Below are 26,732 nucleotides of genomic sequence, written 5' to 3'. Positions count from 1 at the left end.
CCCTCGTTTTAAAAATATTGTATGATAAATAAAAATAGATGACGTAATTCTTTCATTATTGATGGAGGTGCTGACGCACATTGGATACTGCGACACACATTGGTATGGGACTTGGTTTAAGTGCCATCGCGACGCTCAGCCCAGAAGTGTCAGGTGATGCACAACTGTTTTTAGCGATGACAGCCACGGCTCTCGTCGGCTCGCACGCACCAGACTTCGACACCGTCTTTAAGTTAAAAGGAAATAGTACGTATTTACGCCAGCATCGTGGTCGTTCACATGGAATCACCGCGCTTCTCGCTTGGCCAATCATCGTCAGCGCTGTCATCGGGACGGTCCTCGGTGTCAATCCTGCCTCCCTATGGGTCATGGCACAAATCGCCGTGTTGCTTCATGTCACGGTCGACTTATTTAATGCCTACGGGACGCAAGCGCTACAACCTTTTTCGAAAAAATGGATCGGCTGGGGCGTAATCGGGACGTTTGATCCGTACTTGTTCTCCGCTTATTACGGTGCATATGCATTATGGATGATAACGGGTGCGACTGTCCCTATTTTTGCACTGCTCATTGCGCTTGTCATCAGTTACTATGCCATTCAGTTTAAATTACGTAACCGCGCGCTCGCTACCGTGGCGAGACACTTTGCAGGGGCACATGAATTGTTCATCTCTCCAGGAATCGGTTGGGATGACTGGCATGTCGCTGTCCGTTTCCGTGATGGTCTCGGAGCCGTAAAAGTAAAAAAAGGCAAAGTCATCGAATGTGGTCGCTTCCGCGACAAACCGATGCCAGGAGAAGAAGATCTCCATTTCGTAGAGGCTCGGAAAAATGCAGACTTACAGGCGTTCCTCGAGTTTTCTAAAATTCACACGTACACCGTGACACGTCATAACGGGATGATCGAATACCGCTTTACAAACTTGCGTTATTTCTCTAAAAACATGTATCCGTTCGTTGCGGTCGTCATCGTCGACGAGCAGACGAATGACGTGTTGTCATCCTTTACAGGTTGGGTGTTTAGCGAAGACAGTCTGCAGAAAAAATTGGTATACGAACAATAAAAAGTCGCTCACCTGAGCGACTTTTCTTATGCCTCCGATTCAGTGAATTGGAGCTCGAACTCGAATTTGACTTTCTTATCGACGAGAACACCGCCCGCCTCAAGCGCTTGGTTCCACGTTAATCCATAGTCCTCACGGTTGAGCGACCCTTCTCCGGAGAAGGCGTGTTTCGTGTTGCCCCATGGGTCTTTGGCGCTCCCTTCATACTCCACTTCGAACGTCTCTTCCCGAGTCGTTCCTCGAATCGTTAAATCCCCTGTCACTTCGAATTCTCCGCCCCCTTTTGAACGGAAAGAAGTTGAATGAAAGACGAGATGCGGATGTTCCTCGGCATTGAAGAAATCGCCTGAACGAAGGTGGTTATCCCGATCTGTGTTATTGGTGTCAATCGATGCTGCCTGAATCGTCACTTTCACACTCGCATTCGCTAGATCGCTCGGCTCACCGTTCGCCTTAATATCAAATTCTTCGAATTCGCCCTTCACCTTGGAAATCATCATGTGCTTGACCGTGAACGTGATCGAACTATGCGCCGGGTCAATTTGATATGTCTTAGCCATCGTGACTCACTCCTTATGGATAAATTAATGTGTACAATCTAGTCATTTCCACAAATCTTGAGTTCAAAACGTTTTTACAAAAGATTGACAAATTATTGTCGAAAAATTTTGACTTTTATCACATCATACCGTTACGATGAAAAAAGGGAGTCGTTCGCTTACTGAAAAATGTAAGCGCATACATATCTCCTCTATCTCGTATGAAAAGGGAGGAACGATCATGATTTATGAAGTACCGAACTCAGCAGGAACGAAAGTACAGTTTAAAGACCGTTATGAGAACTACATTAACGGAAAGTGGACCGCACCGGCTGGTGGAGAATACTTTGAAAACACATCTCCTGTAAATGGGAAAGTATTATGTGAAGTCGCCCGCTCAACGAAAGAGGATATTGAACTTGCTTTGGATGCCGCTCATGCAGCCAAAGAGGATTGGGGCAAAACGTCTGTCACGGAACGTTCTGTCATCTTGAATAAAATTGCAGACCGCATGGAAGAGAACCTTGAAATGCTCGCCTATGCGGAAACATGGGAAAATGGGAAGGCAGTTCGGGAAACGCTCAACGCTGACCTTCCGCTCGCCATCGACCACTTCCGTTACTTCGCAGGGGTCATCCGCTCACAAGAAGGCGGCATCAGTGAACTCGACCACGATACAGTCGCTTATCATTTCCATGAGCCACTCGGCGTCGTCGCTCAAATCATTCCATGGAACTTTCCGATTTTGATGGCGGTCTGGAAACTCGCACCGGCACTCGCTGCCGGAAACTGTGTCGTCTTAAAGCCGGCAGAACAAACACCTTCTTCAATCATGGTTCTCATGGAACTCATCGAAGATTTATTACCACCTGGTGTCATCAATATCGTGAACGGTTTCGGTCTCGAAGCAGGAAAACCACTCGCATCGAGTGACCGTGTCGATAAAGTCGCCTTCACCGGTGAGACGACAACAGGTCGCCTCATTATGCAGTACGCTTCTCAAAACATCATCCCTGTCACGCTTGAGCTCGGTGGGAAGTCACCAAATATCTTCTTTGCCGACATCATGGAAGCGGATGACGATTTCTTCGACAAAGCAATCGAAGGTCTCGTCATGTTTGCCTTGAATCAAGGGGAAGTCTGTACATGCCCATCTCGCGCCTTGATTCAAGAGTCGATTTATGACAAGTTCATGGAACGCGTGCTAGAACGCGTCAAAGCAATCAAGCTCGGTAACCCACTCGATGCCGATGTCATGATGGGTGCCCAAGCGTCGAACGAACAGATGGAAAAAATCCTGTCTTATCTCCAAATCGGGAAAGAAGAGGGCGCAGAGTGTCTAATCGGTGGAGAGCGCAACATGATGGACGGAGAGCTCGCGGATGGGTATTACATTCAACCGACGATCTTCAAAGGTCATAACAAGATGCGAATCTTCCAAGAAGAGATTTTCGGACCGGTCTTATCCGTGACGACATTCAAAGATGATGCGGAAGCACTCGCCATCGCGAACGATACCCTTTACGGGCTCGGGGCAGGCGTGTGGACACGAGACATGAACCGTGCATACCGCTTCGGTCGTGAAATTCAAGCAGGACGTGTCTGGATCAACTGTTACCACTCCTATCCGGCACATGCTGCATTCGGTGGTTACAAAATGTCTGGGATTGGACGTGAGAACCATAAGATGATGCTCGGTCACTATCAGCGTACGAAAAACATGCTCGTCAGCTACAGCGAACAAAAACTCGGGTTCTTCTAAGATGGTGAGACGAGTCGAGGCCACCCCCGCCGCACTCGAACTCATCGAACGTCTCAAATCAAAACACGGTCCCCTCCTCTTTCATCAGTCAGGAGGATGTTGTGACGGGAGTTCTCCCATGTGTTTCCCACGTGACGAGTTCATGGTGGGCGACCACGACGTTCTTCTCGGTGAAATCGGCGAGACGCCCTTCTATATTCATGAGAAACAGTATGATTATTGGAAACATACACAACTAATCATCGATGTGGTCGATGGTCGGGGTGGTATGTTTTCACTCGAAGGTGTCGAAGGGAAACGATTTTTAGGACGTTCTCGAGTCTTTACAGAAGAAGAGCGTGAGGCGCTGAAGCATGAAACCTAAGCAAAAGGACCCATTTCGATGGGTCCTTTATGATGTAGAAAACGATTATCCTCGATTGTAAAAAATATACATATGAATCATCTCGCTTCTTGTATAGTGGATACAAAGGGAGGGATTTGATGGCTTCACTACTAACAGAATTGTTCGAAGGTATTTTCGTCACCTTGATTAGCATATTCGCACCCATTTTTCTCGTCCTCACACTTATCATCCTCTACAAGGTCAAACGTTATCAAAACAGTCAGTATTCTCAACAAACTCGACATTCTTACTTCAAAGTGGTCCAAGACACCGGTCTATTCGGAGAATACTTATGTGTGGCGGAGATTGAGTCAAAGTTCTTCCAACCGTTAATTCTGACAAACCTGTATCTCCCCCATCCTTCTAAAAAAGATCGAACCACTGAAATCGATGTCATTTTAATCAACCAATCCGGGGTACATGTCATCGAGTCTAAAAACTATAGCGGTTGGATATTCGGTCGGGCACGTGACCAATACTGGACGCAGACACTCCCCCGCCGTAAAAAACAACGCTTCTTCAATCCAATCAAGCAAAATGAATTGCATCTCAAAGCCATCGAGCAAGTGCTTGGAGTGGACCGAATCCATCTCCACTCATGGATCGTGTTCAGCAATCGTTCGACGCTCAAAAAAATTGAATCTACCGAGGTCCCTGTGCTCAATCGCCAAAAATGGATCAAAGAGCTGATCACCTATCAGGATTTTGTATTCGATCTTGATGAGCAAGTCCGACTATACGAAATCTTACGCTCCTTCACACAAGTCGACACGACTGTCACCTTGAAACATATCGAAGACATCAAATCGACAATCAAGCAATAAACGAACATCCCCGTACTCAGATGAGCGCGGGGATGTTTCGTCATTTACTCTGCATTTTAAAGCGTAAATACAACTCGTTATAGTAAGCGTTCATGCGCTTCCCTAGGTTTTCATATACTTCAAGGTCTTGTGTCACTTCACGAGACGGGTAGAACCGTTCATCCGATGTGACTTCTTCATCCAAGAATTCGAGAGCCGCTTCGTTCGGTGTTGAGTATCCGACATAATCCGTGTTACGTGCCGCAATCTCAGCATCTAACATAAAGTCGATGAACTGATGTGCCCCGTCCACGTTTTGTGCCGTACTTGGGATGACGAGGTTATCAAACCAGAGATTCGTGCCTTCTTCCGGAATGACATACGTCAGTTCTTCATTCTCATACATGATTTCTGACGCATCGCCGGACCAGACGACGGCTGCCGCTGCTTCACGGTTCGCCATCAGCATTTTGATTTCGTCTCCGACGATGGCTTTGATGTTCGGCCAAAGCATTTCCAACTTTTGCTCCGCCTCAATCAACTCATCTTTATTCGTCGTATTGAGGGAGTAACCAAGCGAGTTCAGGCCGAAGCCCATCACTTCACGTGTCCCGTCCGCAAGGAGAATGTCGTTCTCGAGCGGCATTTCCCACAGGTCGTTCCATGAAGTGATCTCACCATCGACTAGTTCAGGATTGTAGACGATCCCAACCGTGCCCCAGAAATAAGGAACCGAGTACTTGTTACCCGGGTCGAATGATTTATCGAGGAAGCGCGGATCGATATTATCAAAGTTTTCGAGTTTATCGTAATCGATTGGGAGAAGAAGATTCTCCTCTCTCATCTTACTGATCGCATAATCGGATGGAACGGCGACATCAAAAGCCGTACCGCCTTGCTCAATTTTCGTGAGCATCGCTTCGTTCGAGTCGAACGTTTGATAAACGACCTTCAACCCGCTCTGCTTTTCGAACTCACCGATCAAGTCCTCATCGATATAGTCTCCCCAGTTGTAGACGACCAGTGTGTTGTCGCCGCCGAATCCTTGCGCAGCATTCAGTTGCTGAATCCAAAGAAGGAGACCGAAGCTGACAATCAATGGTACAGCCAACATGATGACTAGTTTTTTCATCGTCTAACCTCCTTTGATCCTCGTTGCGCCAACACATAATATCCGATGACAAGGATGAGCGTGAAGAGGAACAGAATCGCAGACAACGCATTGATTTCAAGCGAGATACCTTGACGTGCCCGCGAATAGACTTCTACGGCGAGCGTCGTGAAGCCGTTCCCTGTCACGAAGAATGTAACCGCAAAATCATCTAACGAATAGGTGAGTGCCGTGAAGAAACCGGCAAATACCCCTGGCGTGATATATGGCAGAATGACTTTCGTCAATACGTCCCACGTACTGGCGCCTAGGTCACGTGACGCATCAATCAACGTCGGACTCATCTCTTGGAGTTTTGGCAACACCAAGATGACGACAATCGGAACCGAGAAGGCGATGTGCGACAAGAGGACCGAATAAAAGCCTAACTGAATCCCTAGCATCGTGAAGAGGATCAAGAAGGAGGCCCCGATGATGACGTCCGGGCTCACGATCAAGACGTTGTTCAATGATAAGAGGGACGTCTTCGTATACTTTTGTTTCGCCGTATAGATGGCGAGTGCCCCGATGACACCGAGCACGGTCGAAATCGTCGCCGAGAGCAGCGCGATGACGATCGTATTCAAGACGATGACGAGAAGTCTCGTGTCCGTGAAGAGCGACTTGTACCATTCGAGGGTGAACCCTTCGAAGTTACTCATCGTTCCGCCACTGTTGAACGAGTAGAAGACCAAATATAGAATTGGCGCATACAAGATGAAGAACACGGCCGCCAAGTATAGATTTGATAATTTGAATCGTTTACGTTTCATCGACGAACCGCTCCTTTCGCACCCCAGTCACGTGTGACGACCATGACGAGAACCATCGCCAAGATGAGGAAGACGGCAATCGTCGAACCCATCCCCCAGTTTTGCGTGACAAGGAATTGTTGTTCAATCGCTGTACCGAGTGTGATGACTCGGTTCCCGGCGATGAGTCGGGTGATCATGAAGAGTGATAATGCCGGAATAAAGACAATTTGAATCCCCGATTTGACACCGTCAAGCGTCAACGGGAAGATGACACGTCGGAACGTCGTCCAGTTCGATGCACCTAAATCACGGGATGCGTAAACGAGTGATGGCGGTAGCTTCTCAATGGCGTTGTAAATCGGCAAAATCATGAACGGGATGAAGATGTATACCGAAACAAAGACGAAACTGAAATCAGTGAATAGAATCTGTTTCGTCCCAATACCGATGGCTTCTAAAAATTGATTCGTAATCCCGTACGTTCCAAAAATACCAAGGAACGCATACGCCTTTAACAACAAGTTAATCCATGACGGTAGCAAGATGAGTAAGAGCCAAAGCTGTTTGTGCTTCGTCTTCGTCAACAAGTATGCCGTCGGATACCCGACGAGTAACGAGAAGAACGTAATGAGAAACGCATACCAGAACGACGAGAGCGTCATCGACAAATACGTCGACGTGAAGAACGTCTGATAGTTTTCTAAACTCAAATTCCCATCGATATCAAAAAAGGAATAATAGACGACGAGGACGAGTGGTGCGATGACGAACAAGGCGATCCAAATCCAATAGGTCGTCAAATATACCGTCTTTGCGGTCTGATTAGTTTGATTCATGAGGGACCTCCTCGTAGGATTCGAGACGACGGTCAAATTCTTCTTCTGTTTCACCTAGTCGCATGACGTGAATCGCTTCTTCGTCAAACGTCAATCCGATTTTTGATCCGACGATTGATTTCTTCGTCGAGTGGACGAGCCATTCGTTTCCTTCTTGGTCATAACAGCAAATCTCGTAGTGGACACCTCGGAACAATTGAGAATCGACGTCGACAACGAGTTTTGCTGCATCGACCGATGTCATCTCTAAGTCTTCCGGACGAATGATGACCTCAACTTTTTCATTGCGGTCAAATCCTTGGTCGACACAGTCAAACGTTTTACCAGCAAACGTGACGACATTGTCTTCCGGCATGACACCCGGCACGATATTGGATTCACCGATAAAGTCTGCAACGAAACGGTTGATCGGTTCATCATAAATATCAGTCGGTGTCCCACTCTGAACAATTTTCCCGTTGTTCATGACGAAAATCTCATCCGACATGGCGAGCGCCTCTTCTTGGTCGTGTGTGACGAAAATAAAGGTAATGCCAAGACGTTGCTGTAACTCACGAAGTTCATATTGCATCTCCGTACGAAGTTTCAAGTCTAAGGCAGAGAGCGGTTCATCAAGGAGAATGACCTCCGGCTCATTTACGATTGCGCGGGCGATGGCGACACGTTGGCGCTGTCCACCTGACATCTCATCGATTTCGCGCGAGCCGTATCCTTCTAAGTTAACAAACTTGAGAGCCTGCTCCACTTTCGCTTTCACATCTGCTTCCTTCAATTTTTTAATCCGGAGACCGAATGCCACATTCTCAAATACGTTTAAATGAGGAAACAGCGCATAATCTTGGAACACGGTATTCACTTGTCGTTTATTAGCCGGCACATCGTTGATTCGTTTCCCGCTGAAGTGAATACCTCCTTCGGTCGCATCGGTAAATCCGGCGATGAGACGCAAAATCGTCGTCTTCCCACATCCCGATGGACCGAGAAGCGTATAAAACTTCCCACGCTCAATCTCAAAACTAATATCTTCAAGGACGACTGTGTCGTCGTAACGCTTTGACACGTGGTCAAAGCGAATAATTGTCTCTGCATTCATGCTGTTTCCTCCTCTGTTGACTTATAAATATGAATGGGTCGCGACGATGAGACATTCGCTTTCCCCGTCGTTGTCGTTGACGAGTTGATGCGAATCTGAGGCGACATAATAAAGGGTTTCCCCTGTCTTGGCAAAATATGTGTGGTTCCCTAATTTCAAGGCAATTTTGCCGGACAAGACGTATACGAGCGTCTCCGAACGTGAAGGCTCATATTGTTTGAACTCTCCATGTTTGAAAAATGTGACCAGAATCGGCTCCATCTCTTTTTCATTCGATTCCGGGATGAGCCATTCTGTCCGATATTTGCGTTCTTCATCCGTATAGATGGTGCGATCGTCAACGGTGTACACCACTTTTTGATTCAACTCTTCATCGAAAAACTCTTTCGGGGAACTCCCGAGGACATTCAATAAATCGAATAACGTTTCTAGTGAGGGAGAGCTTAAATCCCGCTCAATTTGAGAAATGTATCCTTTACTCAAATCGGTACGTTCCGCCAACTCCTCTTGGGTCAATCCTTTTTTGATCCGGAGCCGCTTAATGTTTTGACCTACTTCCAACGACTGAACGCCTCCTTCTTGTTTAGTGAAACATGAGTTCAACTAAAGAAAGTTTATCTATACTATACTTTAAAACAAACTATTAGCGACCTTCATTATAACGAATTGTTGAGGAATTGCAATAAAAAAATCACGCCCCAAGGACGTGACTCAGTGTAAATTCCGTTTAGACATCAAATGCTTAAACTTTTCGTTCTTCGTTTGGAACAAATGGAGCTGCGCCCCGTATGCATCAATCTGTTGAATGACGTATTGGAACGCCTTTGCCTCTCCCGGATACGGTTCGCCCGCCTTGGCAAGTGAGGTCTCAAAATCTTCCCATAACACTTCGACCCACGTCACCGCTTCTGAATCGTTCAAGACGTCATTCTTCTCTTTTAAAATGACCGCGAGCCGTTCGTATTGTTCGTTCCGGTTCATCGCTTCACCTCCGACAATTCTGAGAGCGGGATGGCCCGTTCTGTCATCTCGCCTTCAAACGTCCCCCAGCCCATGACACCGTTGACGAATTTCAAGCGAAACGGACGGTCATTGTAATTGACGACATATGTTTCACCTGGACGAAACGATGATGGGTCAATCAAATAGCTTTCGGCAATCGCAATCCGTCGAAGGACGACTTCGATTTCGCTGACCATGCCCATCTGTTCAGCTTTTCGTTTCCGTTCATGTAATGCTTGAATCTCTTGCTCTAACTCATATTTCGATAAGTCACTTAACCGCTTTTCCATATCGTTCACCTCGATGTAAGCGTATCAGATTTTACGAAAAAAGAAAAAGACGAGACTGAGTACATGACTCAGTTCGCCTTGAAGTTGTAAAGTGGCTTGATGATTTGATCGATTTGAACGGCCGGTTCGATATAACGAACAATTTCTTTCATCGACTTATACACGAATGGTGATTCATCGATTGTCGATGGGCGAACTGATGTCGACCAGACACCTTCCATCGAACGTTTGAATTCTTTGAAATCGACGCGTTTCCGCGCGGCCGACCGAGACATGATCCGACCTGCGCCGTGTGGACCCGAGAAGTTCCAGTCTGGATTCCCTTTCCCCGTACAGATGAGCGAACCGTCTCGCATGTTCATCGGAATGATGACTCGCTCTCCTTCTTGAGCGGAGATGGCCCCTTTTCGCAGGATCATCGCATCATGATCGATATAGTTATGGACGGTGTCGAATTGATCGACGATGTTCCAATTCATCGCTTCGACGATTACATCAGTCATCGCACGACGGTTCGCCGCCGCGTATTGTTGAGCGATGCGCACGTCATGCATGTAATCGTCCATATCCGCTCCCTCCACATAAGCCAGGTCTCGAAATGGTTTCCGTGACGCACGCTCTGTTTCCAGATAAGCCGAGATTTCTTGTTGTCGACCTAAGGCTTTCAAACGCTCAATTTCTTCTTTTACATCATGTGTTTCCATCATGTGTTGAATCGCTCGCTCCTGATAGTGATCGGCAATCTGCACCCCAAGATGGCGCGAACCGGAATGAATGACAAGAAACGTACGTCCCGAGTCATCTCGGTTCACTTCAATAAAGTGGTTCCCCGAGCCGAGCGATCCGACCGAGCGCAAGGCTCGGTCGAGTTTATACGGCGCTCGCACCTCTTCTAATGGAAGTTCAGATGCGTATGGATGAACCTTCTCCCGAATGTTCATCCCGCTCGGTACGAGTTCACGAATGAGGTCATCGAGTCGTTGAAAATCGATCCGCTTGGCTTTGATCTCCGTACAAAGCATCCCACACCCTAAATCGACACCGACCAGGTTTGGCACGACTTTGTCTTGAATCGTCATCGTCGTTCCAACGACCGATCCTTTCCCCGCATGCATGTCCGGCATGATCCGAATCGATGCCCCTTGTGTGAACGGTTGGTCGAGCAATGTTTCAATTTGATTCCGCGTCATATCATCGATTCGTTCGTTAAACACTTTGGCGCGGTTATATTTCCCCTTGATTTCCATATGACCTCCTTAACTGATGGCTTGTTGTTTACTCTGTAATTCATGCATTCGGGCGTAGACACCACCATACTCGATGAGTGACTGGTGATTGCCTCGCTCAATGATTCGCCCGTGGTCGAGAACGAGAATCTGGTCCGCTTCCCGAATCGTCGAGAGTCGGTGCGCGATCACAAATGTCGTCCGACCGTACGTGAGTGTCTTGAGCGCGTCCTGAATCAATGCCTCCGTCTCCGAGTCGACGCTCGCTGTCGCTTCATCGAGGACGAGGATGGCCGGGTCAAAGACGAGGGCGCGTGCGAAACTGACCAGCTGTCGTTCTCCACTCGAGAGTGAAGCTCCACGCTCGATCACCGGCTCATCGATGCCTTGCGGTAGCTGCTTCACGAAGCGGTCTGCCCCGACGGCTGTGAGTGCTTTCCATACCTGTTCGTCCGTAATCGTCTCATCTCCAAGCGTGACGTTCGTCCGAATCGTTCCAGTGAATAGGAACGGGTCTTGTAAGACGATCCCGAGATGGTCTCGTACCGCCTGCGTCGGTAGTTTAGTCACGTCCATGCCATCGATTCGAAGGACTCCGGCCGAGGGGTCATAGAAACGCATGAGCAAGTTCATGATTGAACTCTTCCCGCTTCCGGTATGCCCAACGAGTGCGACCGTCTCACCAGGAGCGGCGTGTAGTTCAATCTGTTGCAACACCGGTTTCCCTGCTTCATAACTGAACGTGACATCATCAAAGACGACATCCCCTTTAAAGCGTGGAAGACGTTCTGATGAGACCGGTTCCCCTTTCTCGTCGAGCAGTTGGAACATCCGGTCGGCCGAGACAAGCGCTTGTTGGAGTGGTGACAATTGGTTCATGATCTGTGTCACCGGCTCAAAGATCCGCGAAACATAGTCGATATACGCGTACAGAATCCCGAGTGTTAAGACACTTCCCGTACCGAGCGTTTGTGCCCCGACAAACCAGATGAGCAAGGCGAGCGCCATGTTTCGGAAGAAGTTGACGAGATTGTGGCTCATCAACGCATCCAATTTCAACAACTTTCGTCTCGTTTGGAAGTTGTCGCTGTTCTTCTCATTGAACTCGTCATAAACGAGATTTTCGCGGACGTATGATTGAATGATTGGCATCGTTTGAATGCTCTCGTTCAACTGCGCGTTCATATCCGCGACGAGTGCACGGACACGGAAGTTATTTTTTGTCGAGAAACGTTGGAACAACTTGATCCAGACGATGACGACCGGGATGATAATGAGCGAGACGAGCCCTAGACGCACGTCTAGGAAGAACATGGCAATGAGTACCCCAATCATCATGACGACACTTTGGAAGACGCGAGCAAGCACTCCTAAATACAGGTCGCGAATCGTCTCTGTATCATTCGTGACACGACTGACAATCTTCCCGATTGGTGTCTGGTCAAAATAGCGTACCGGAATCGTTTGGAGATGCTTCATCACATCAAGACGCATCGTTTTGACAATTTTATGCGCCGACCGTTGTAGGAGCATCTGTTGTCCCCAGTTCAATCCGGCCGCAAATAGTAACAGGACGACGTACAATCCCGATAAGAGAAGGACAGCTCGTAAATCCGTTTGATAGAACTGGAACACGTCGGTCGACGAGAGCGAGACAATATTGTCATATGTCGCCGTCTCGTCTCCTCTTGAAATCGTCAGCACGTCGCCTTCGACTTCACGGACGCCTCCGCTTATAACCGCATCAGGTACGAGATAGTAACCATCGGTCGTTTGTACGATCGAGACCGGCTGAATCACCTCTTGGCCATCTAGTCTCGTTTCTTTCTCATAAGAATCTCCATTAAAGGAAACACTACCGCCGGATTCGACTTGAACCCAGTCACGTTCGATGGCGACGATATGCTCATCGATAATGATTTTGGCGATATACGGCCCGGCAAGTTCTGCACCGACCGCTAAAAAGAGTAATGTCAGTCCGAGGAAGATGGAGCGCTTCACTTGCTTGGCATAACCAACGAGTGAGCGGATCGTTTTCTTCCGGCGGACCGGATCTAATTCATATTGATCGATCATGAGAGATTCCCCCTTTCCCGGATTACTCCGTCTCTCCTTGTCGAATAAATTGTTCATAGTACCAACCGTGTCGTTCCATCAGTTGGTCGTGGGTGCCGCGCTCGGTGACTCGTCCGTCTTGAAGGACGAGAATTTGGTCGGCATGTGCCACCGCAGAAAGACGGTGCGCCACGATAAAGGTCGTCTTCGCCTCACGGCTCGTGCGGACCGAATCGATTATGCGTGATTCCGTTTTCGCATCGACCGCTGAGAGCGAATCGTCAAGAAGCAGAATCTCAGGATTTTTCAGTAAAGCACGTGCAATTGATAATCGTTGTTTTTGTCCACCTGACAGCATGACCCCTTGCTCCCCAACGACGGTATCGAGACCGTTCTCCAAGTGTTCGATGTCTGTATCGAACGCCGCGAGGTGAATGGCTCTGTCGAGTGCTTCATCCGAGACATCATCGACTCCGAAACGAATGTTATCACGCACCGTTTTCGAGAATAGGAGGTGCTCTTGTGACACATACCCACTCCAGCCACGGACCGTTTCAAGTTTAATGTCCGAAATCGGCACCCCGTTCACGAGAAGGGAATCGTCGATCGGATACTCCCGGAGCAATTGACGTAACAACGTCGTCTTCCCAGCTCCAGTCGGTCCGACAATCCCAATCGTCTCACCACGCGAGACGTGCAGGACGATGTCTTCTAACGACTCCCGATTCGAGTTTGGATAACGGAATGAGAGCGATTTGAAGGTGATTTTCTCTGGTACATCGATGTGAACCGTTCCGGTTGACGAAACGTCCGGTACCTCATTCATCGTTGTCTCAATCCGTTCCAAGCTCGCCGTTCCTCGTTGGACGACGTTGATGAGTTCCCCGAAGGCATACATCGGCCAAATCAACATCCCTAAATAAATGTTGAAGGAAACGAGTTGACCGAGCGTGATGTCGTTCGTAAAGACGAGATACGTCCCGAACGAGAGTCCGATCAAATAGCTGAGTCCAACGAGTAATTTGATAACCGGCTCAAACAAGACGTCGATTTTAGCGACATGCATGTTTTTCGCCATCACGTCATCCGTGATGTCATCAAATTTTTTCGTATCCGCCTCTTCTTGGACGAAGGAGCGGACGACCCGAAGACCAGAGATGGATTCAACGACTTGGTCGTTCATCACGCCGAACGAATCTTGGGCTGCCGTGAAACGTGTATGAATCTGACTCCCCAGTTTATTCATCGACCAGGCGAGAATCGGCATCGGCAAAAGTGCTGCGAGCGTCAACTTCCAATCAATGAACACTCCCATAATCGTCAAGGCGATGAGCGTCATGTTGAACGAGTCGACTAATGTCATGACCCCAAATCCCGCTGTCCGCTCCACCGCTTTTAAGTCATTCGTCGCAAGTGCCATCAAGTCACCTGTGCGATGTTGTTGATAGAAGCGCGGTGTTTGTTTGAGGAGGTGACCAAAGAAGCGACCTCTCAATTTCTTTTCAAGTAAAAAGGCTGTCCCGAAGAGTCGGGCAATCCACAAGTACGACATCACGTACGATAACACCATAATGCCGAGTAGCGACGATACAATCAGAATCAATCGCTCTGTCGTCAAACTTCCTTCACGAATCGCATCGATCGCCTGACCAATAATCCAAGGCGGCAGCATATCTACAACCCCTGTGATGATCAGTAAAATGATCGCAATCACATACGTTCGTTTCTGTCTTTTAATAAACCAATCCAATTGCTTAATCAGTTTCATGACTGATTTCCCCCTTCCGCCTCACCCATCCAAGCACGCAAAAAAGCGCACTCCACCTGATTGTGCAACCAATCAAATGAAGCGCGCTTGAAGTAGTCTTCAGTCTTTTGCATGGTCAGGGAAAGGACACTACCCCTATCCAGCTGCCAATGTCACGCAGTTAAATACGAGTAGCCATATGATGTTTTGAGTGTGTTTGTGAGTGCAATGTTGTTCATCATTCTGGCTCCTCTCGTTTCATAGTTTTAAAATCTACTCAAACCTTAGCAGACTGTTCTGAAAATTGTCAACATTATTCTGTAAAAAAATTGTAACTTGATTTAGTTTAAGAAAAACATGCCTAAAATGAGACCAATGACCCCCGTCGCCGTCACGTAATAAATCATCGGCATGAGCGTGTAACGGATGATGGTCCCTTCCTTGCCGAGTAATCCAGCAACCGATGCGACCGCTACGACGTTCAACACACAGATCATGTTTCCTGCGTTCGCTCCCGCCATCTGCATCGATAAAGCGAGCGTGTTATCAAGTCCAACCGACTCCGCAACGTTTGTCGTCAAACTCGAGAACATCATATTGGAAAACGTCGCCGACCCTGAAACGAAGGCACCAAGGGCCCCAATCCACGGTGCGACAAGTGGCCACACCCCACCGAACGTGTCAGCAGCTGCCGTCGCAAGCTCGACCGGCATCGAAGCGAGTCCGGCACCGCCATCTTCAGAGTGGATGAATATACGAACCATCGGAACCGACGCCGCTAACGTGATGGCCGTCCCGACGACTCCAAGTGTCGTCGCCTTGAACACCGATGTTACTTGTGACCAACTCATGTTGTGTAAGAAGAATGTCGCAATAATCGTCAGGATAAACATGAAACCTGGTGAATAGAACGGTTCCCAAGACGTCGAAACTCCTTCTACCCCGAGAATGTCCGGGAGATTGATTCGGACACTGCGAGAGAGTTCGTTTAAAAATGGGACAGTACGGGTGAGCACTAAGAAAATCGTCAAAATAAGATAAGGTGCCCACGCCTTCCACTGAGGCAATTCTCGCGTGGTTGATTTGAGCGTCACTTTTTCAGCAGATGGTTCTAATTCATCCACATATCCATCAAACGTCCAGACGCGTTTCGGCATGAGAATGCCTTTACGAGCCATGGTCACGAGGATGACCAGACCGGTTAAACCACCGAGCATGCCACCGAACTCAAATCCGAGGATGAGTGTCCAAATGTACGCAGGTACGCTGTATAACAACGCCGCCACAATCGCAATCGGAAATACCTCAAGTGCGGGTTTTATCGACTTCTCTTTACTGAAGAACCGCGTCAACATCAAAATCAAAATGAACGGGATGAATAGGCCGACCACCATATCGATCAACACCGTCTGCAAGACGACCTCTGTCAAGAAGGCAATCGATTCAGGTTGGTTCACATCTAAAGATAGACCGTTCCCGATCCCGATGAGTGCAGGTGTCCCGACCGCACCAAATGTCACAGCCGACACGTCTGCAGATAGTGCGATGACAACGGCGGCAATCGGTGGAAACCCGAGTGCGATCAAGAGCGGTGCTGCAACCGTTGCAGGCGTCCCGAATCCAGATGCGCCTTCAATAAATGAAACGAATAACCATCCGACAATCAAAACTTGAATTCGAGGGTCGGGTGTGATGTTGACGAATCCGGAACGAATTGCGTTCATCCCGCCCCCCTCTTTCATCGTATTCATCATTCCGATTGCCCCGTAGACAATCCATACTGTCGTGACGGCGATGACGAGTCCTTGTAATGTCGCCGCCATAATTCGTGTCGCATCCAATTGCCAGACGAAGAACGCTAAAATCGCCGTCGTCACAAGTGACAAGGGCATGGCTACCGATGCAGGTAAACGCATAATGACCAATAAGATGAGCACGGCCACAATCGGTGTCAGTGCTGTAATCCATTCTAAAATCGTCAATGTAGACCCACCTTTTCGTGTTTTCCCCTACCGTAAACAGATGTCCCATCACGATTCTTCTTCAGCGATTCGATCTAACGTACGTTCAATCACATCATACGGAAATCCTTTGCGCCGAAGCTGCATCTTCATGCGCTGTTTGCGTTCGAACGCGTCGTATCCGCTGAACTTCCGACTCAACTTCTCAGCCTGTTTCAGACATGCCGCAACCTCGACATCTTCGTCCTCTTCTTCCCAAAAAGTTTGAATCGCCTCTGAAATAATATCAAAGGTAAACCCCCTTTGCATCAGGGTTTGTTGAATTCTTTGTTGCACTTCTGTGGCAGAACGACGATTTGTTTCCAGTTGTTTCCTTTTCACGAACTTTCCAGCCTTCTCGACGAGATCTTCGTGTGAGATTGATTCTAATACGGATTCAACAACGTCCGTTGGGATTCGGAGCTGTTCGAGCTCGCGTTTGATTTTGATTGGTCCACTTGGACTTGTGTTGAATTTCGTTTGGACATACGCTTTTGCGAACTCCTCATCATTCAAATAACGCTGCTCGATTAGTCGCGTGATGGCATGTTTGATAGCAGATTCACTTAACTCTTTCTTCACGAGATAGTCCCTTACCTCTGAAATGGCGCGCATTCGATACGATAAATAATTGATGGCCAACTTATAGGCTTTCTGAGCTTCTTCCGCCTCAAGGACGTCTTGCACAAAATCGTCTTCGAGCTCCATCCCTTTTGTGAGCCCGTACTTGATGAATACGTCAACATCGATGGCGAACGCAAACTCCTCTTTCCCCTCCCGTTCGATGAAGACGTTCAGTCGATCTTGGTTCTTCTTTTGGGTCGTGAACTTTGCAATTTTCACAACGACTCCCCTCCATTCCATGTTTCTAACATATCACGTTCAAGAAACGTAGAGGATTTTTGATAAGTTAGAAGAAAGGGTATTCATCTGGATATACTGACTTATACCCATTTTAGAAACAACACATGATATCGGAGGGAATTTCATGAAAATCGCAATCACTGGTGGAACCGGGCTCATCGGTCAACCACTCGTTCGTGCACTCGCCGACGCCGGACATCAAGTCGTCGTGTTGACGCGTCATCCACGTCCCCGCCATCGCGGTGTGTCGTTTATCGAATGGTTGACACCGAATAGTAAACCAGAAGAGGAACTCGAAGGAACAGATGCGTTCATCCATTTGGCCGGCGCCTCAATCAACGACGGACGATGGACCCACAAACAGAAACAAGCCATCCTTCAAAGTCGAATCGAAGGGACGAAGGAAGTCGTCCGGATCATTCAACAGTTGAAACAAAAGCCACAGGTCGTCATCAGCGGCTCTGCCATCGGTATATACGGTGAAGATCGTTCCATCACATATTCCGAAGAAACACCATTGCCGACACGGACTAATTTCCTCGGGAATGTCTGCGTCCTCTGGGAACAGGAAGCAGAACCCATTCGTGATTTAGGCGTTCGTCTTGTGACGATGCGCACCGGCGTCGTCTTATCGAATGATGGCGGTGCCTTCCCATTAATGAAACTCCCCTATCAGTTCGGGGTCGGTGGTAAAATTGGTTCAGGAGAGCAATGGGTTCCTTGGATTCATTTAGACGACCTCGTCCGCTTGTTCGTGCATGTCATCGAGACTGATTCCATTGAAGGACCCGTCAACGGCACTGCACCTACACCGGTGACGATGAATGAGTTCGGGAAGACGATTGCGAACGTGATGCACCGTCCTCACTGGATTCCGGCACCTGCCCCAATGATGCAACTCGCCCTCGGCGAAAAGAGCGTCATCGTTCTAGAAGGTGCGAAAGTCGTTCCGACGAAGGCACTTCAACATGGTTTCGACTTCCGCTATGAAACATTGGAACCGGCTCTAACACAACTACTACAAGATGTTTAAGGAGAATGAATTGTGAGTCACTTACTAATCCGAAATGCCCATATTTACCCCATCACTGCCCCCCATTTTTACGGAGACCTCCGTGTTCGGGACGGGAAAATCGTCGAAATGTCCGATTTACTTGAACCGACTGACGGGGAGCATGTCATTGAAGCCGAAGGAAACTTTTTATTCCCGGGCTTCATCGATGCTCACACCCACCTCGGATTATATGATGAAGGAACCGGCTCTGTCGGAAACGACGCCAATGAGACGGTCGAAGCGATGACGCCTCATGCACGTGCGATTGACGGGGTATACCCTCTTGACGAAGGATTTCGAGAAGCGCTGATGGCAGGCGTGACCGCCGTTCAGGTCATGCCAGGAAGTATGAACGTCATCGGTGGTGTGACCAGTGTCATCAAAACACACGGTCGATATATTGACGACATGATCGTCCGTCGTTATGCCGGATTGAAGATGGCACTCGGTGAAAACCCGAAACGGATTCATAGTATGGGCAAAACAGGTGATTTGACGCGGATGGGGATTATGGGGTTGCTTCGTGAAGCGTTCCGTACCGTCGGGTCGACCAAAACGATCGGAACGTTCGGCAGTCAGATGATTCAACTTGCCCTCGACCGAGAGATGCCGATTCGTGTGCATGCCCACCGCGCCGATGACATTTTATCTGTCGTTCGCTTTGCCCAAGAGTTCGATCTCGACTATCGTATCGAACATTGTACAGAAGGTCATCTTGTCGTTGAAAAACTACAAGAACTCGGTGTGAAACATGTCACCGTCGGACCGACGTTTACTCGAAAATCTAAAATCGAGCTCCAGAACAAGACATGGGAGACGTATCGCATTCTCCATGAGCACCGCATGATCGTCTCCATCACGACCGACCATCCGTACACGCCGGTCCAATATTTGAACTTGTGCGCCGGACTTGCGGCACGTGAAGGACTTCCTGTCGATATCGCGTTGCGAGGGATCACCATCAATCCAGCTGAATCACTAGGTGTCGCTGACCGAATCGGCTCTCTCGAAGTCGGAAAAGATGCCGATTTGGTGCTTTGGAGTCACTTCCCGCTCGACTACTTATCGAAGCCGATTATGACGATTGTGAACGGTGAAGTCGTGTACAAAACGGACCGTGCTGAAACCCATCATGAGGTCGAGTAATTTTCATTATTTTTCATAAGGGTTTTTACGCATAATTTACTTGCTTTTTTAAAAATACTATATAAAATTATCTTGTAACTTCATAAAGCAGCCAAGGCGGTTCGAACAGCGAAGCCAGAAGTATGCTTTCGTTACGACTATTCTTCAGCGGTCTGAAATAGGAGGAGGAATGTAAAGGTGCTCAAATTTCGTGAGCTCACCGACTGCGCGGAGTTGTTCGAACTGATGCAACACCCAGATGTCTTTCCGTATGTCCGTCAAAAGACGGTCCATTTTGACGAGTTTTTATTTAGCACGAAGCAAGTCATCGAGCTAGAAGAGCAAGGAAATATCATCTCACGTACCATCACGAACGAGTATGGCACCCCGATTGGGACGATTAGCTTGTTCGATGTCGAATCCGGATATGGATTCCTTGGCACGTGGCTTGGCAAGCCGTATCACGGCAAAGGTTATAATCAAGTGGCGAAAGAGGCGTTCTTCTCAGAACTGTTCTTCGATCTTGATATTGAAAGTGTGTTCTTAAAAATCCGTAAATCGAATGAACGATCGATTGCTGCAGCAGAGAAGCTTCCGTACGCGTTTTGCGCGAACGAGATTCGTTCCGAACTGCTTGCGGAGATCAACCAAGGTGACGTGGAGTATGTTTTATATGAAGTATCCAAGTCGAGCTTCCAACTATACTTGCATGCCCTACACGTCCCGGAATACGAAGTGCCATACGAGGCACAACTCGAAGCATGAGCCAATTCTGTCAAAGAATTGGCTTTTTTGTGGCGTTTTTGTGTGGATTTGATGGAGGGAACTTGTCGGAGCCGAATAAATCTGTTCTAATTCGAAGAGATAGGTATGATAGAAGTATGAGGGATTTATCACAACTCCCGTTAACCGTTTTGCAAAGGAGAATGGCATATGTCAGAATCAATGTTTCGTATCCTCGTGACCGACGACGAAGAACAAATGCGCGATTTACTTGTATCAAATTTAGAAAAAGAAGGGTATGAGACGGTCACCGCCTCAAACGGCCTTGAAGCGATTGAACGCTTGAAAGAAGAGACGTTCCATCTCGTCTTACTTGATGTGATGATGCCGGAACTCGACGGATTGACGGCTTGCATGCGCATCCGTGAGTTCTCAAACGTACCCATCATCCTGTTGACGGCACGCTCAGAAGAGCTCGACCGCATTCACGGCCTCAAAATCGGGGCAGACGATTACATCACGAAACCGTTTAGCCCACGCGAATTACTCGCACGAATCGAAGCGACGCTCCGTCGCACGCACAGCTTCTCAAAAGAACAAGAAGCGACGTTTGATGTCGGGGTCCTCTCAATCGATATCGAAGGACGTACCGTCAGTGTGAAAGGGAAGACCGTCAACTTGACACGAAAAGAGTTTGATTTGCTCTACCTATTCATCACGAACGACGAAAAAGTATTCTCCCGTGAACAATTACTTGATCAGATTTGGGGGACCGAGTATCATGGAAACCTTCGCACGGTGGATACTCACATTAAGACGCTTCGCCTGAAACTCGGCGAGGCGGGCGGTTATATTCAGACAGTCTGGGGAATTGGCTACAAATTCGAGGCAAACGGATGAAACGATACACGATCAGGAAGCGGATTTGGATTACCATCTGGACAGCCAGCCTCTTCTCAGCGTTCGTGTTTCTCATCATGACGTTTTATCTGTACGACAAGTTCTATATTCAAACGCAAGAAGAACTGCTCATCAATCGCGGTGAGAAACTTGTCACCATCTATAAGGCCGACGGTTTCTCGGACGCGTTCGCCGATAGTATGACGTACACGAACGAATTGACCGAAACGAAAGTGTTCCTCTCCTCCGTTCGAGAGGACACACTCGGCTCCGGTAAAACCTTTTTAAGGCAGCAAGACCTCGAACGGTTGCAGGACGGTTATGCCATCTCGGTGACCCGGAAACATCCGACCGAGGACGTCGACATTTTGATGACCGCATTTCCTCTCATCCGCGACGATGAACTCGACAATGCACTCATTTTGTATATGGAGCTCAGTAAAATCAGTGAACCGTTCCAACCGATTCGGCTCATGATCACGTTTTTACTCGTCCTCATGATTGTGAACTTGCTCATTTTTGGTAAACAGATCATCGACACAATCATCCAACCACTCATTCAGATGAAGCGTGCCTCTCAAGTCTATGCGCAAGGTGATTTCTCCCACCGCATTCCGATTGTCTACGATGACGAAATTGGTGAACTAGCAGACACGCTCAACTCGATGGCGGAATCGCTCGGACTTGTTGAAGAACAGCGTAAAGAGTTTCTCGCTAACGTCAGTCACGAACTTCGCACGCCACTCTCTTACATCCGCGGTTATACCGAGATGCTCCAAGATGAGTCATTGGATGAAAAAACGAGGGCACAATATTACGACATCATCGAGAACGAGACGAACCGGCTTCAGCGCCTTGTCACGGACTTACTCGATCTCGCCCAGCTAGAGCGCGATTCGTACCCGATGACGAAAGAACCGGTCGTTTACTCGCAAGTACTTGAAGACGTCCTCTATCGTCTTGAACCGATTGCCCGTGCGAAAGGCGTGACAATCGAATCGGATTTAGACTTCGACTTGATCATCCTCGGTGACCATGACCGACTCGAACAAGTCATCGGCAATCTTCTCGACAACGCGCTCCGATATACGGATGCTGGCAAGACGATTCATGTGAAAACGTTCGCCGAAACCGAATATGCAATCACGGAAATACGCGACGAAGGTCGAGGCATCCCGAAAGAAGATTTAGACAAATTGACGGAACGCTTCTATCGCGTCAATAAATCACGGACACGAAAAGATGGCGGAACCGGCCTCGGTTTGGCCATTGCGAAGCACATTATCGAGCGTCATGAAGGGTCCCTTCATTTCAGCTCTGAAGTCGGACAAGGAACGACTGTCACTGTCGGTCTGCCGCTTCTACCTGACGATGAATTTGATATGTAAATAGGCAGCCGCGATGGCTGCCTTTTCTTTTCATATGTCTTTCCCTTTATATTGTTCGACCGACTCTCGTTCAAGTCGTTCGCGTTCGGCATGCGTCTGTGGAAAACCGTTCGCCTGCCATTCGGCACGGTGACTTGAATCAAGTTGCGTGAGCCCTTGCTCCGCTTCATCTTGATTCGCATCGACGCTTTCCCGTTCATCCATCTTCTGCCACGTATCTTCTTCCTCACGTTGCGAAAGCAGTGCCGCCACTTTTGGTGCAACGAGCGCCGCACCGGCAACACCTAAGACAATCCCCATCAACACTTTCCGATCCATCCTAACCCCTCCTTCACTATGCACTCTTCATTCCACCATTTTATAATCTCAAAACCATTATCGAAAACGTTTACAACATTTCTACGAGTGGAATGGCTAATGGAAGGAGGCGATTGGATGGAAAAGAAACGACCCACTTCGAAACGTCCGTTTGATAATCCGGACGCGGTAGACACGGACAAAGAAAGCATCTTTGACGAGGACGGCATGCAAACCGTCGACCCGATTCCTGTAGAGGAATTGAACGAACGAGTGAAGGATGAAAAGAATAAACGTCACTCCAAAGATGACTCAGTGAGTGAAAAGAAATATAAAGACACATAAACAAGCTGCGGACAAACGTCCGCAGCTTGTTATGTTAAATCTTTTGGTGAAAATCCGTAAGGCAACATCTCTTCTTTCGTCATCACTTTCGTATCACCGTTCAAGTTTGCAAGAATCAACGTGAAATCTTCGCCAGCGAATTCAGAAATCACTTGGCGGCACGCACCACATGGTGAAATCGGGCCTTCCGTGTCACCGACGACGACGACCGTTTCAATCGCGTCACTACCTTCTGACACGGCTTTAAAAATGGCTGTGCGTTCGGCACACATCGATAGTCCGTACGAGGCGTTTTCCACGTTACATCCTGTAATTTCGTTTCCTGATGTATCGATGACGACAGCTCCTACTTTAAACTTTGAATACGGTGTATAGGCGCGTTTGCGCGCTTCGATGGCTTTATGGACGAGTTCTTGTACGCGTTCTTGTGAGATCATAGGATGTTCCTCCACTTCTATATTTGAAAAGAAGTCTGACATCTGAACTATATCGTGAAAACGCTTACGTGACAAGCCTTTTCACGGTCTCGTCAATATTTTTTCTTTTTCTTTTTCTCGAATACGACGACCGACTCGACATGAGATGTCTGTGGGAACATATCATACGGCTGTACGTAATTCACTTTGTATCCCGCTTTCATCAACTGGTCGGCGTCACGTGCGAGCGTCTGCGGGTTACATGACACGTAAACGATCCGCTTCGTTTTAGAAGAGATGATGGAATTGATCAATTGATGGTCCATCCCTGTGCGTGGCGGGTCGACTACGATGACGTCTGGGATCCATCCATCTTTTACCCAACGTGGAATCCAATGCTCGGCACGCCCTTCGACGTATGTGACATGGTTATAGCCATTTTCACGCATATGGTCATTGGCATCTTCGACCGCTTCCGGCACGACTTCCATTCCACGGATTTCTTTCGCATATGGGGCTAACCAAAGTCCGATCGACCCTACTCCTGCATACGCATCGATCACACGTTCTTCACCCGTCAATCCTGCGGCCTCGACCACTTCACGGTACATTTTTTCTGTCTGTGCCGGATTCAACTGGAAGAATGCGCGTGGTGATAAGTGATAATGAACGTCGTCTAATTGTTCATCCATTTTCTCCTGACCGGCGATGTGAACTGTCCGATAACCGAAAATAACACCCGAACGGTTTGCATTGATATTGATATGGAACGACACAACATTCGGCAATTCCATGATGCGGTCGCTCAATTCATCTAAATCAGGGACATCTTCATGTCCGACGACCAAAACGACTTGAACATCGTTCGTGTTATAACCCGAGCGGACGACGATTGTACGCGCGTACCCCGTGTCGCGACGTGCATCGTAGACTGGAATATCAAGTTCGTTTAAAATACGGACAATCGCATTGTTGATGTTCGTCGTATCCCGTTGTTGGACCATACAGTGCTCGATCGGCACGAGATGGTTCGAGTTCGGTTTGTAGAGACCTGATACGATCTCACCGCGACGCGTGCCGAGTGGGAATTGTGACTTGTTCCGGTAATACCATGGATCTTCCATTCCGATTGTTGGACGGATATCCGATTTGTCCACGTTTAGTTTCGTCTTTTGACGGAAGGCGTTTCGAACGATTTCTTCCTTATACTCCATCTGCAGACGTGAACTCATATGTTGGATTTGGCAGCCCCCGCACTCATCGTAAATCGGACAAGGTGCTTTGACGCGGTCTTTCGAGTCGTTATCTCGTTTGACGACACGCGCTTCCGCATAGTTTTTTTCCACACGCGTGATTTCGACTTTGGCTCGTTCTCCCGGCAATAAGTTCGGAATGAAGATGACCATGCGATTAAGTGTCGCAATGCCTTCTCCATTAATGCCAAGTCGTTCGACCGTGACATCTTTAAAATCTCCTGTAATTAATTTCAATCTGATTCATCCTTTCGAGACGATTGTTCTAGGTCTTTGGCGTAACGCACTACTTTAGCGCGCAACGAATCAATGTCGGCTAACAGGCGATGTAAATCTTCAGGTGTCGTATGCTCGTCTAGCGTATTGACCGATAGACAGAGTAATTCCGTTCTCGATTTTAGGACGTTCATCTTTCCGGCAGTATCTGTTCGTGATTTACCCATCTTGTAATCGCTCCTTTGGTTCGTGACAAAGAGTTGCTATTATAGCATACTATTTCGTGTAACTTGATGAAAAGGTGGAATCCACATGCAAAACATCTCCCCAACTTTCGACCCTTGGGAAGCCTATCTCGACCAAGTCGAACACGGTCGACTCGTCTTATCCAATGTCGAAGTCACTACAACGAAGCTGTGTAACATGCGCTGCGAACATTGTGCGGTCGGTTATATGCTAGACCAAACAGAAGAACCAGAAGTTCCGCTCGACCTGTTGATTCAACGACTGGATGAGATCGAACATTTGCGTGCCTTCTCCATCACAGGCGGTGAACCGATGCTGTCTATGAAATCGGTCCGCAACTATGTCGTTCCATTGTTACGTTATGCGAAAGAACGTGGGGCGCGCACGCAAATCAACTCGAACTTGACGCTACCGTTATCTCGCTATCATCTTATTACCCCTTACTTGGACGTTTTGCACATTTCGCATAACTGGGGTACCGATGCCGATTTCCTTGAAGGCGGATTCGCGATGATGGACCGGAAACCAAGTGAAGAGGCACGATTGAAAATGCTCCAGACGATGAAAGACAACGCACGTGCTCTCACATCTGAAGGAATCATTGTGTCCGCGGAGACGATGATCAACAAACGAACGATTCCGCACTTGAAAGAGATCCATGAAGAAATCGTATCGCTCGGTTGCCAAAGGCATGAGGTGCACCCAATGTACCCCGCAGACTTCGCTAGCGCCCTCGAATCAGCATCGCTCGCTGATACGCGACAAGCCATCCATGACTTACTCGATGCCCGTGACGAGAACGTATGGATGTTGTTCGGGACGTTACCATTCTATGCATGTTCTGACCTACCTGAAGACCGTGCTCTGTTGAAGCGACTTCATGAAACAAAAAACGTGACCGTTCGAAACGACCCAGATGGACGTTCTCGTCTCAATACGAATATCTTTGACGGACAGATCATCGTGACCGATTTCGGTGATGAACTCGGTTCACTCGGCACCGTCTATGACACACCATTCCAAGAGGCGTATGATAAGTGGACGAACAGCCAATTGAACGCTACACTCTCTTGTCACTGCCCTGCCGTGAAGTGTCTCGGGCCGAACGCACTCGTTAAACAAGCATATTATCCGACGGTCGATTTCCAATCTCGTAAAGCTACATCGTTTTAAATATTTCGATTCGGGAAATGTTCTG

Annotated in this window: 28 protein-coding genes; 11 read left to right on the top strand and 17 right to left on the bottom strand. The window is 48.1% G+C overall.

The window, feature by feature from the left end; translation table 11 throughout:
• The first annotated feature begins 80 nt into the window (after positions 1-80).
• The gene (locus IRJ25_RS13190) at positions 81-1,064 is read left to right on the top strand and encodes a metal-dependent hydrolase (protein ID WP_015880893.1); all 984 of its coding nucleotides are present in this window, start codon (positions 81-83) and stop codon (positions 1,062-1,064) included.
• Positions 1,065-1,090: 26 nt separating this feature from the next.
• Here IRJ25_RS13190 and IRJ25_RS13185 read toward each other — a convergent pair whose 3' ends face one another.
• Positions 1,091-1,624, bottom strand: coding sequence for a YceI family protein (locus tag IRJ25_RS13185; protein ID WP_159563587.1), 534 nt, complete (start codon positions 1,622-1,624; stop codon positions 1,091-1,093).
• A gap of 220 nt (positions 1,625-1,844) precedes the next feature.
• Here IRJ25_RS13185 and adh point away from each other — a divergent pair, with 220 nt between their 5' ends.
• The 3 genes from adh (at position 1,845) to IRJ25_RS13170 (ending at position 4,574) form a co-directional block, all read left to right on the top strand.
• Complete coding sequence (adh, locus tag IRJ25_RS13180) at positions 1,845-3,365, top strand: aldehyde dehydrogenase (RefSeq protein ID WP_074037701.1); 1,521 nt, start codon at positions 1,845-1,847, stop codon at positions 3,363-3,365.
• Between the two features lies 1 nt (position 3,366).
• On the top strand, positions 3,367-3,729 hold the full coding sequence (locus tag IRJ25_RS13175) for a DUF779 domain-containing protein (RefSeq protein ID WP_015880890.1): 363 nt from the start codon (positions 3,367-3,369) through the stop codon (positions 3,727-3,729).
• A 119-nt stretch (positions 3,730-3,848) separates the two neighbouring features.
• A complete protein-coding gene (locus tag IRJ25_RS13170) occupies positions 3,849-4,574 on the top strand; it encodes a nuclease-related domain-containing protein (protein ID WP_215244359.1) in 726 nt (241 codons plus the stop codon).
• Positions 4,575-4,614: 40 nt separating this feature from the next.
• Here IRJ25_RS13170 and IRJ25_RS13165 read toward each other — a convergent pair whose 3' ends face one another.
• From IRJ25_RS13165 to recX, 12 genes are all read right to left on the bottom strand, one after another.
• Positions 4,615-5,685, bottom strand: coding sequence for an ABC transporter substrate-binding protein (locus IRJ25_RS13165; protein ID WP_078146387.1), 1,071 nt, complete (start codon positions 5,683-5,685; stop codon positions 4,615-4,617).
• Positions 5,682-6,476, bottom strand: a complete 795-nt coding sequence (locus tag IRJ25_RS13160; protein ID WP_047795862.1) for an ABC transporter permease — start codon at positions 6,474-6,476, stop codon at positions 5,682-5,684. Before IRJ25_RS13160 ends, IRJ25_RS13165 begins: the two co-directional genes overlap by 4 nt.
• On the bottom strand, positions 6,473-7,294 hold the full coding sequence (locus IRJ25_RS13155; protein WP_015880886.1) for an ABC transporter permease: 822 nt from the start codon (positions 7,292-7,294) through the stop codon (positions 6,473-6,475). Before IRJ25_RS13155 ends, IRJ25_RS13160 begins: the two co-directional genes overlap by 4 nt.
• Positions 7,281-8,387 (bottom strand): ABC transporter ATP-binding protein, encoded by a 1,107-nt coding sequence (locus tag IRJ25_RS13150; RefSeq protein WP_074037705.1) that lies wholly within the window; start codon positions 8,385-8,387, stop codon positions 7,281-7,283. The genes IRJ25_RS13155 and IRJ25_RS13150 overlap by 14 nt, the downstream gene beginning before the upstream one ends.
• Positions 8,388-8,408: 21 nt before the next feature.
• A complete protein-coding gene (locus tag IRJ25_RS13145; RefSeq protein WP_015880884.1) occupies positions 8,409-8,948 on the bottom strand; it encodes a helix-turn-helix domain-containing protein in 540 nt (179 codons plus the stop codon).
• A gap of 150 nt (positions 8,949-9,098) precedes the next feature.
• Positions 9,099-9,368, bottom strand: a complete 270-nt coding sequence (locus IRJ25_RS13140) for a YfhJ family protein (protein WP_015880883.1) — start codon at positions 9,366-9,368, stop codon at positions 9,099-9,101.
• Complete coding sequence (locus IRJ25_RS13135; RefSeq protein ID WP_015880882.1) at positions 9,365-9,679, bottom strand: YfhH family protein; 315 nt, start codon at positions 9,677-9,679, stop codon at positions 9,365-9,367. The genes IRJ25_RS13140 and IRJ25_RS13135 overlap by 4 nt, the downstream gene beginning before the upstream one ends.
• A gap of 68 nt (positions 9,680-9,747) precedes the next feature.
• A complete protein-coding gene (locus IRJ25_RS13130) occupies positions 9,748-10,926 on the bottom strand; it encodes an RtcB family protein (RefSeq protein WP_074037706.1) in 1,179 nt (392 codons plus the stop codon).
• A 9-nt stretch (positions 10,927-10,935) separates the two neighbouring features.
• On the bottom strand, positions 10,936-12,981 hold the full coding sequence (locus IRJ25_RS13125; RefSeq protein ID WP_264093234.1) for an ABC transporter ATP-binding protein: 2,046 nt from the start codon (positions 12,979-12,981) through the stop codon (positions 10,936-10,938).
• Positions 12,982-13,003: 22 nt separating this feature from the next.
• A complete protein-coding gene (locus IRJ25_RS13120) occupies positions 13,004-14,728 on the bottom strand; it encodes an ABC transporter ATP-binding protein (protein ID WP_159563581.1) in 1,725 nt (574 codons plus the stop codon).
• Positions 14,729-15,048: 320 nt separating this feature from the next.
• Positions 15,049-16,689, bottom strand: coding sequence for an L-lactate permease (locus tag IRJ25_RS13115; protein WP_269318436.1), 1,641 nt, complete (start codon positions 16,687-16,689; stop codon positions 15,049-15,051).
• 48 nt (positions 16,690-16,737) lie between these two features.
• Positions 16,738-17,550, bottom strand: coding sequence for a recombination regulator RecX (gene recX / locus IRJ25_RS13110; protein ID WP_159563580.1), 813 nt, complete (start codon positions 17,548-17,550; stop codon positions 16,738-16,740).
• 145 nt (positions 17,551-17,695) lie between these two features.
• Here recX and IRJ25_RS13105 point away from each other — a divergent pair, with 145 nt between their 5' ends.
• The 5 genes from IRJ25_RS13105 to IRJ25_RS13085 all read left to right on the top strand — a co-directional run bounded on the left by IRJ25_RS13105 (position 17,696) and on the right by IRJ25_RS13085 (position 22,761).
• Positions 17,696-18,604: a TIGR01777 family oxidoreductase gene (locus IRJ25_RS13105; RefSeq protein ID WP_074037710.1), complete on the top strand. Its 909-nt coding sequence runs from the start codon at positions 17,696-17,698 to the stop codon at positions 18,602-18,604.
• Positions 18,605-18,616: 12 nt separating this feature from the next.
• Positions 18,617-19,771, top strand: a complete 1,155-nt coding sequence (locus IRJ25_RS13100; RefSeq protein WP_269318435.1) for an amidohydrolase — start codon at positions 18,617-18,619, stop codon at positions 19,769-19,771.
• Positions 19,772-19,948: 177 nt separating this feature from the next.
• Positions 19,949-20,515 (top strand): GNAT family N-acetyltransferase, encoded by a 567-nt coding sequence (locus tag IRJ25_RS13095; RefSeq protein ID WP_159563577.1) that lies wholly within the window; start codon positions 19,949-19,951, stop codon positions 20,513-20,515.
• 168 nt (positions 20,516-20,683) lie between these two features.
• The gene (locus IRJ25_RS13090) at positions 20,684-21,373 is read left to right on the top strand and encodes a response regulator transcription factor (RefSeq protein WP_074037712.1); all 690 of its coding nucleotides are present in this window, start codon (positions 20,684-20,686) and stop codon (positions 21,371-21,373) included.
• Positions 21,370-22,761: a sensor histidine kinase gene (locus IRJ25_RS13085; protein ID WP_031421106.1), complete on the top strand. Its 1,392-nt coding sequence runs from the start codon at positions 21,370-21,372 to the stop codon at positions 22,759-22,761. Before IRJ25_RS13090 ends, IRJ25_RS13085 begins: the two co-directional genes overlap by 4 nt.
• A 30-nt stretch (positions 22,762-22,791) precedes the next feature.
• Here the strand turns inward: IRJ25_RS13085 and IRJ25_RS13080 are convergent, their stop codons facing one another.
• Positions 22,792-23,079: a hypothetical protein gene (locus IRJ25_RS13080; RefSeq protein ID WP_074037713.1), complete on the bottom strand. Its 288-nt coding sequence runs from the start codon at positions 23,077-23,079 to the stop codon at positions 22,792-22,794.
• 117 nt (positions 23,080-23,196) lie between these two features.
• Between IRJ25_RS13080 and IRJ25_RS13075 the strand changes: the two genes are divergently transcribed.
• Positions 23,197-23,403: a hypothetical protein gene (locus IRJ25_RS13075; protein ID WP_074037714.1), complete on the top strand. Its 207-nt coding sequence runs from the start codon at positions 23,197-23,199 to the stop codon at positions 23,401-23,403.
• A gap of 29 nt (positions 23,404-23,432) precedes the next feature.
• On the opposite strand, the gene IRJ25_RS13070 is transcribed toward IRJ25_RS13075, so the two are convergent.
• Genes IRJ25_RS13070 through IRJ25_RS13060 form a run of 3 tightly spaced genes read right to left on the bottom strand, consistent with a single transcriptional unit; the run spans position 23,433 to position 25,515 of the window.
• Complete coding sequence (locus IRJ25_RS13070) at positions 23,433-23,882, bottom strand: cytidine deaminase (protein WP_167365523.1); 450 nt, start codon at positions 23,880-23,882, stop codon at positions 23,433-23,435.
• Between the two features lie 50 nt (positions 23,883-23,932).
• The gene (gene rlmD / locus IRJ25_RS13065; protein WP_074037716.1) at positions 23,933-25,309 is read right to left on the bottom strand and encodes a 23S rRNA (uracil(1939)-C(5))-methyltransferase RlmD; all 1,377 of its coding nucleotides are present in this window, start codon (positions 25,307-25,309) and stop codon (positions 23,933-23,935) included.
• Entirely contained in the window at positions 25,306-25,515 is a 210-nt protein-coding gene (locus IRJ25_RS13060) for a hypothetical protein (RefSeq protein ID WP_015880867.1), read from the bottom strand. The genes rlmD and IRJ25_RS13060 overlap by 4 nt, the downstream gene beginning before the upstream one ends.
• Before the next feature lie 85 nt (positions 25,516-25,600).
• Between IRJ25_RS13060 and yfkAB the strand changes: the two genes are divergently transcribed.
• Positions 25,601-26,707 (top strand): radical SAM/CxCxxxxC motif protein YfkAB, encoded by a 1,107-nt coding sequence (gene yfkAB / locus IRJ25_RS13055; RefSeq protein WP_214818400.1) that lies wholly within the window; start codon positions 25,601-25,603, stop codon positions 26,705-26,707.
• The last annotated feature ends 25 nt before the right edge of the window (positions 26,708-26,732 follow it).

The sequence above is a fragment of the Exiguobacterium sp. KJ 601 genome (assembly GCF_027161185.1).
Taxonomy (GTDB): Bacteria; Bacillota; Bacilli; order Exiguobacteriales; family Exiguobacteriaceae; genus Exiguobacterium; species Exiguobacterium profundum.
Note: the sequence above shows the minus strand (reverse complement) of the source record. Positions and strands in the feature narration are given on the sequence as shown.

Excerpts from the sequence above, each read along its gene's own strand:
- IRJ25_RS13185 (WP_159563587.1), bottom strand. The coding sequence starts at position 1,624 with ATGGCTAAGACATATCAAATTGACCCGGCGCATAGTTCGATCACGTTC.
- adh (WP_074037701.1), top strand. The coding sequence starts at position 1,845 with ATGATTTATGAAGTACCGAACTCAGCAGGAACGAAAGTACAGTTTAAA.
- IRJ25_RS13175 (WP_015880890.1), top strand. The coding sequence starts at position 3,367 with ATGGTGAGACGAGTCGAGGCCACCCCCGCCGCACTCGAACTCATCGAA.
- IRJ25_RS13170 (WP_215244359.1), top strand. The coding sequence starts at position 3,849 with ATGGCTTCACTACTAACAGAATTGTTCGAAGGTATTTTCGTCACCTTG.
- IRJ25_RS13165 (WP_078146387.1), bottom strand. The coding sequence starts at position 5,685 with ATGAAAAAACTAGTCATCATGTTGGCTGTACCATTGATTGTCAGCTTC.
- IRJ25_RS13160 (WP_047795862.1), bottom strand. The coding sequence starts at position 6,476 with ATGAAACGTAAACGATTCAAATTATCAAATCTATACTTGGCGGCCGTG.
- IRJ25_RS13155 (WP_015880886.1), bottom strand. The coding sequence starts at position 7,294 with ATGAATCAAACTAATCAGACCGCAAAGACGGTATATTTGACGACCTAT.
- IRJ25_RS13150 (WP_074037705.1), bottom strand. The coding sequence starts at position 8,387 with ATGAATGCAGAGACAATTATTCGCTTTGACCACGTGTCAAAGCGTTAC.
- IRJ25_RS13140 (WP_015880883.1), bottom strand. The coding sequence starts at position 9,368 with ATGAACCGGAACGAACAATACGAACGGCTCGCGGTCATTTTAAAAGAG.
- IRJ25_RS13135 (WP_015880882.1), bottom strand. The coding sequence starts at position 9,679 with ATGGAAAAGCGGTTAAGTGACTTATCGAAATATGAGTTAGAGCAAGAG.
- IRJ25_RS13130 (WP_074037706.1), bottom strand. The coding sequence starts at position 10,926 with ATGGAAATCAAGGGGAAATATAACCGCGCCAAAGTGTTTAACGAACGA.
- IRJ25_RS13125 (WP_264093234.1), bottom strand. The coding sequence starts at position 12,981 with ATGATCGATCAATATGAATTAGATCCGGTCCGCCGGAAGAAAACGATC.
- IRJ25_RS13120 (WP_159563581.1), bottom strand. The coding sequence starts at position 14,728 with ATGAAACTGATTAAGCAATTGGATTGGTTTATTAAAAGACAGAAACGA.
- IRJ25_RS13105 (WP_074037710.1), top strand. The coding sequence starts at position 17,696 with ATGAAAATCGCAATCACTGGTGGAACCGGGCTCATCGGTCAACCACTC.
- IRJ25_RS13090 (WP_074037712.1), top strand. The coding sequence starts at position 20,684 with ATGTCAGAATCAATGTTTCGTATCCTCGTGACCGACGACGAAGAACAA.
- IRJ25_RS13085 (WP_031421106.1), top strand. The coding sequence starts at position 21,370 with ATGAAACGATACACGATCAGGAAGCGGATTTGGATTACCATCTGGACA.
- IRJ25_RS13080 (WP_074037713.1), bottom strand. The coding sequence starts at position 23,079 with ATGGATCGGAAAGTGTTGATGGGGATTGTCTTAGGTGTTGCCGGTGCG.
- IRJ25_RS13075 (WP_074037714.1), top strand. The coding sequence starts at position 23,197 with ATGGAAAAGAAACGACCCACTTCGAAACGTCCGTTTGATAATCCGGAC.
- IRJ25_RS13070 (WP_167365523.1), bottom strand. The coding sequence starts at position 23,882 with ATGTCAGACTTCTTTTCAAATATAGAAGTGGAGGAACATCCTATGATC.
- IRJ25_RS13060 (WP_015880867.1), bottom strand. The coding sequence starts at position 25,515 with ATGGGTAAATCACGAACAGATACTGCCGGAAAGATGAACGTCCTAAAA.
- yfkAB (WP_214818400.1), top strand. The coding sequence starts at position 25,601 with ATGCAAAACATCTCCCCAACTTTCGACCCTTGGGAAGCCTATCTCGAC.